Source organism: Pseudoalteromonas sp. SR45-5, assembly GCF_014163565.1.
Taxonomy (GTDB): domain Bacteria; phylum Pseudomonadota; class Gammaproteobacteria; order Enterobacterales; family Alteromonadaceae; genus Pseudoalteromonas; species Pseudoalteromonas distincta.
The window spans coordinates 1-4198 of the sequence record NZ_JACJDN010000346.1; the positions used below are offsets into that span (position 1 = coordinate 1).

The 4198-nt window shown below is 40.0% G+C and carries 4 protein-coding genes and 1 riboswitch; of the genes, 1 reads left to right on the plus strand and 3 read right to left on the minus strand.

The window, feature by feature from the left end; translation table 11 throughout:
- Positions 1-103, minus strand: a 103-nt coding sequence (locus H5072_RS12950) for a hypothetical protein (protein ID WP_182693748.1), incomplete at its 3' end; no start/stop codon positions are given.
- A gap of 141 nt (positions 104-244) precedes the next feature.
- Between H5072_RS12950 and H5072_RS12955 the strand changes: the two genes are divergently transcribed.
- On the plus strand, positions 245-1021 hold the full coding sequence (locus H5072_RS12955) for a 4'-phosphopantetheinyl transferase superfamily protein (RefSeq protein ID WP_182693749.1): 777 nt from the start codon (positions 245-247) through the stop codon (positions 1019-1021).
- Between the two features lie 24 nt (positions 1022-1045).
- Here the strand turns inward: H5072_RS12955 and lysC are convergent, their stop codons facing one another.
- Entirely contained in the window at positions 1046-2437 is a 1392-nt protein-coding gene (gene lysC, locus H5072_RS12960) for a lysine-sensitive aspartokinase 3 (RefSeq protein ID WP_182693750.1), read from the minus strand.
- A 75-nt stretch (positions 2438-2512) separates the two neighbouring features.
- Positions 2513-2685, minus strand: a riboswitch (Lysine riboswitch).
- 101 nt (positions 2686-2786) lie between these two features.
- Complete coding sequence (nhaD, locus tag H5072_RS12965) at positions 2787-4034, minus strand: sodium:proton antiporter NhaD (protein ID WP_101217585.1); 1248 nt, start codon at positions 4032-4034, stop codon at positions 2787-2789.
- Between the last annotated feature and the right edge of the window lie 164 nt (positions 4035-4198).

The window sequence follows — 4198 nt, forward strand, 5'->3', positions numbered from 1 at the left end:
CTTGCGTAGGAAAACCCCAAATATTACCCAAACCCACTGCTGCGCCAGCAGCGGCTAAAACAAAACCAAGTCGGCTTTGAAACCCATCACGCACTTGTGCCATACATCTACAAATCTGTTATTATTTTGATTATTGTGAATTAAACCATATTTCATGCCAGCTGAGTAATAAAATTGTACCCAGCCTTTATTAGTGGCGTTAACCGCTCACAATATCAGCGACTTCTTTTGCTTTAGGGCTTTTATGACTGAACACTATTTTAAAAACGCCTTGAGTATTACTTCAACTCAATTGGCAAATTTGTCTTTAGCGAGTAACAGTATTTTATTATTTAATGCTAAAACACTTGAGCTTAGAGACTTTAATTTGCCCGATTGCTTAAGCCCGTTTGAGTTAAACATTATAAACCGCCGTAAAAGCCCACAAGCTAAGCAAGAGTATTTAGCGACGCGGTTATTGTTAAAACACCTTATTAAAGTAGCGCAGCCGCAACATGCGCACGTAGCCCTTAATAAAATGAGTACAGAATTTGACGAGGCAAGCTCAAAGCTGCAAGTACATGTAAGTGGTGATGTTATTAATACCTGTATTTCGCACTCACATGGTTTAGTTGGAGTCGCGCTAAATTTTGATAAAAGTGAGTTTGGTTTTGATATTGAAAAAGTAAGCCTAAAGCGCCCATTTGAAAAGCTAGCTAAGCATTTTTATCATAATGATGAAATTACACTTATCACCAAGCCTACTAATACCCAAGCCCAAGCAGATACGTTTTTTAGAATTTGGACACTAAAAGAGTCTCTTGCTAAAGCCACCAGCCGCCCTATTGCAAAGTTACTTAGCCCCAATGTGTTTGACGAATTAAATAGTGCAAAGCTGAGTGCTTGCAGTAATCGCGTTACTGTAGCTGATAGCAGTGACAGTAATGTTTGTTTTGATGTGAGTGTGGTGCATAAAAAAAGCACCGACTGGCGATGCTTTTTATTAAATGACTTTATTAATTTTGTTAAGCAACCTTACTAGTTAATTTTCCTGAATAACCGTTATTTACGCAGCAAAATCGTTTTCTAATAAACGGCTATGAATAGACTGTACTACGTTATCTGACTCAGTTTGCTCTACTAAAAAGCACAGGTTGTGCTTACTAGCACCGTGACAAATTAATCGAATGTTAAAGTCTTTTAGTACACTCATTAAGTTCATTTCGTGTTGGCGTAATTGAATCTCAGAGCCAATAAGTGCCACCAATGTTAGGTTGTTTTCTACCGAAACATGGCAAAATTCTGCAAGCTTATCTAGGCATTCTTGATCAAGCTCTGGGCGCGAGGCGTTTTGCGCGTTATCAAGCGTTATAGCTACACTGATTTCTGATGTGGTTACCAAATCTACCGATATATTATATTCACTTAATAGTGTAAATACGCGTGCTAAAAAGCCGCTTGCTAGTAGCATTTCTGGGCTTTTAAGCGTAAGCAATATTTGGTTTTTACGTTGCGTTACTGCGCGTATACCTGGTTGCTGCGATTTTTCGCGCTCAATCCACGTACCGCCACGCTCTGGCTCGCGGCTAGAACCTACAAACACGTTAATGTGGCTACGGCTCGCTGGTAAAATAGTTGCTGGGTGTAATACTTTTGCGCCAAAGGTTGCCATTTCAGCGGCTTCGTCAAAACTTAAGCGTGCAATAGGCGTCGCTTTTGCGCACAAACGCGGGTCGGTGCTAAAAATGCCCACTACGTCGGTCCAAATATGCACACTTTTAGCGTTAATTGCTTCAGCTAGTAATGCAGCGCTATAGTCAGAACCACCACGTCCTAGCGTTGTGGTGTGACCGTATTCGTCACTACCAATAAATCCCTGAGTTACAATTACTTGAGCGTCTAATAACGGAATTAAATGCTCTTTAGCAGCTTGCGCTGTGGCTGCAACATTGGGCGTTGCTTTACCAAATTGGCTGTCGGTTTTAAGTACCTTGCGCACATCAAAGCGATCGGCGTTTAAACCTTGTAAACGCAGCACTTGAGCAAACAAATACGACGATAAACGCTCACCAAAGCTAAGTAGCTCGTCGTGTTGCTGATCGGTTGTTAGTGGCTCTTGAGCCAATGTTTGAAATGCTTTTAGGGTTTCGTTAAAGCCAACCGCTAAATCGGCATCTAGCGATAATTCATCTAAAATAGTTTGTTGAATAGCAAGCACGCCGTTTATGTGTTCTTGGCGCTCACTAGGAGTAATGCTTGATTTACACAGTGCAACTAAGTGATTAGTTACGCCGGCACTGGCGCTCACGGCAACAATACGTACGCTTTTATCTGCAACAATAATTTCGCTACAGCGACTCATCGCTTCAAAATTTGCAACACTGGTTCCGCCAAATTTGGCAACGATGTAATCTGATTTTGCGCCTGATACTGTTTGTGGCACTGATTGGGTAGTCATTTAGTCTCCTTTCGCGGTATCCAAACCGCAATAAAACAAGAAGAACTTGGCAAAGGAATGCTTGAAGATAAGTCCACTGCCAGAAGCTCTCCACCTATATTGGTGACAGTTTTGAGGATTCAGCCCCATAAACCGAAAAACAATGACGACGTACCATTATTTTCCTCGGCGAGTACTTCCCTCCTTAATGATCATCGGCTTTCGTCGCCTAACATTAAGTACCTAAGTATCGCACCTCTTCTGAATGCTTTATTAACCAGTGGCTAATAAAACAAAACCCCACTAAGTAGCGGGGCTTTGAAAGTTATCGTTTAGACGTCTAGCTGTCAAGCATTTAATAATTTATGAGTTAAATAAAACTGCCCATGTAATACGAGCCCGCATATCCAACCGTGTAACAAATTAATAAATGCAGCGATAAACGCAAGTAGCTCATAAAGGTAAGCGCTTTAACTTTACTCATGGCAATAATGCCCGCAGCCGAACCAATAATAAGCATTGAACCGCCCACACCCGTTGCATACGTAAACGACAACCAATGTTGTTGACTCATTACTATATTGGCTTTTAATAATGCAGCGGTAAGCGGTACGTTATCGACCCCAGCTGATAATATGCCCATTAAGTAGTTTGCGTATTCTGGTGCCATTACCGTGTATAGATCGGTAAATTTACTCAACATACCAATTTCTTTAAGTGCACCTACAAGTAAAAGTACGCCTACAAAAAACAATAATGTGTCGTATTCTATATCGCGAACAAAATCGATTATGTCTTTGTTTATGTCTTTTTTACGCATTAAAAATTGCGCCACTAAAAACATCACTGATAAGCCAAACAAAAAGGTTAATAGAGGCGGTACGCTGTAAATTACACTCAGCGTAAGTGTGCTCACTACGGTAGATAAAAATATAACAGCAATGGTTATGTCGGTTTTTTCAATGCGGGTTTTACCTGCACTAGCAAACTCAACACGCCCTTTCATACCTATAGACAGTAACGCGGCAAGCAGCATAACGCTTGCAAGTGCTGGCGCTATAAGTAGTAATAAATGAGCAATGGTTACTTTACCATCTAAAAATATCATTAGTGTGGTTACGTCACCTGTTATTAGCGATACCCCACCTGAGTTAACCCCAAACACAATAAGCGTGGCGTATTTAACGAGCTTTTTAGGTTCAAGTTTTAACGACATAACAACCGCAAGCGATATAAGCGTCGCTGTTACGTTATCTGAAATCGACGAAAACAAAAACGCAAAACCACCCACCAAAAACATGAGCTTTTTTTCGCTAATACTTTTTGGCATAACACGGTGCACAATATTTTCTATAAACCCCTTTGAATTTAAATACGCGACAAAGGTCATTGCAGCCATTAAAAATAGCCATAGCGAGGCAATTTCTAAAATATTTTCATTTAAAAGATGTTGAATCGTATCGGGGCTTTGCCCGTGTAGGGGGTATATAAAAAGAAGAATCCAGCAAAGCGTACCAAAAAACAGCGTGGTTTTAGCTTTATTGACATGGATTATATCTTCTATAACGATCAGTAAAAATGCAATCGCTATCAGGGTTAGAATAATCGAGGAAACCATGGTAGTTAAACAACCTTTGATATAGTTTTAAAGAACACACAAATAACATTCCATTTCATGTGCCTATTTTCGGCGCGAATTTTAGCACTGCCTCTATGCAAAAACTATTATTAAATGGTCTTAAAAACGAATACTATATACAAACAAGATTAATTAAAAATACG

Excerpts from the sequence above, each read along its gene's own strand:
- nhaD (WP_101217585.1), bottom strand. The coding sequence starts at position 4,034 with ATGGTTTCCTCGATTATTCTAACCCTGATAGCGATTGCATTTTTACTG.
- lysC (WP_182693750.1), bottom strand. The coding sequence starts at position 2,437 with ATGACTACCCAATCAGTGCCACAAACAGTATCAGGCGCAAAATCAGAT.
- H5072_RS12955 (WP_182693749.1), top strand. The coding sequence starts at position 245 with ATGACTGAACACTATTTTAAAAACGCCTTGAGTATTACTTCAACTCAA.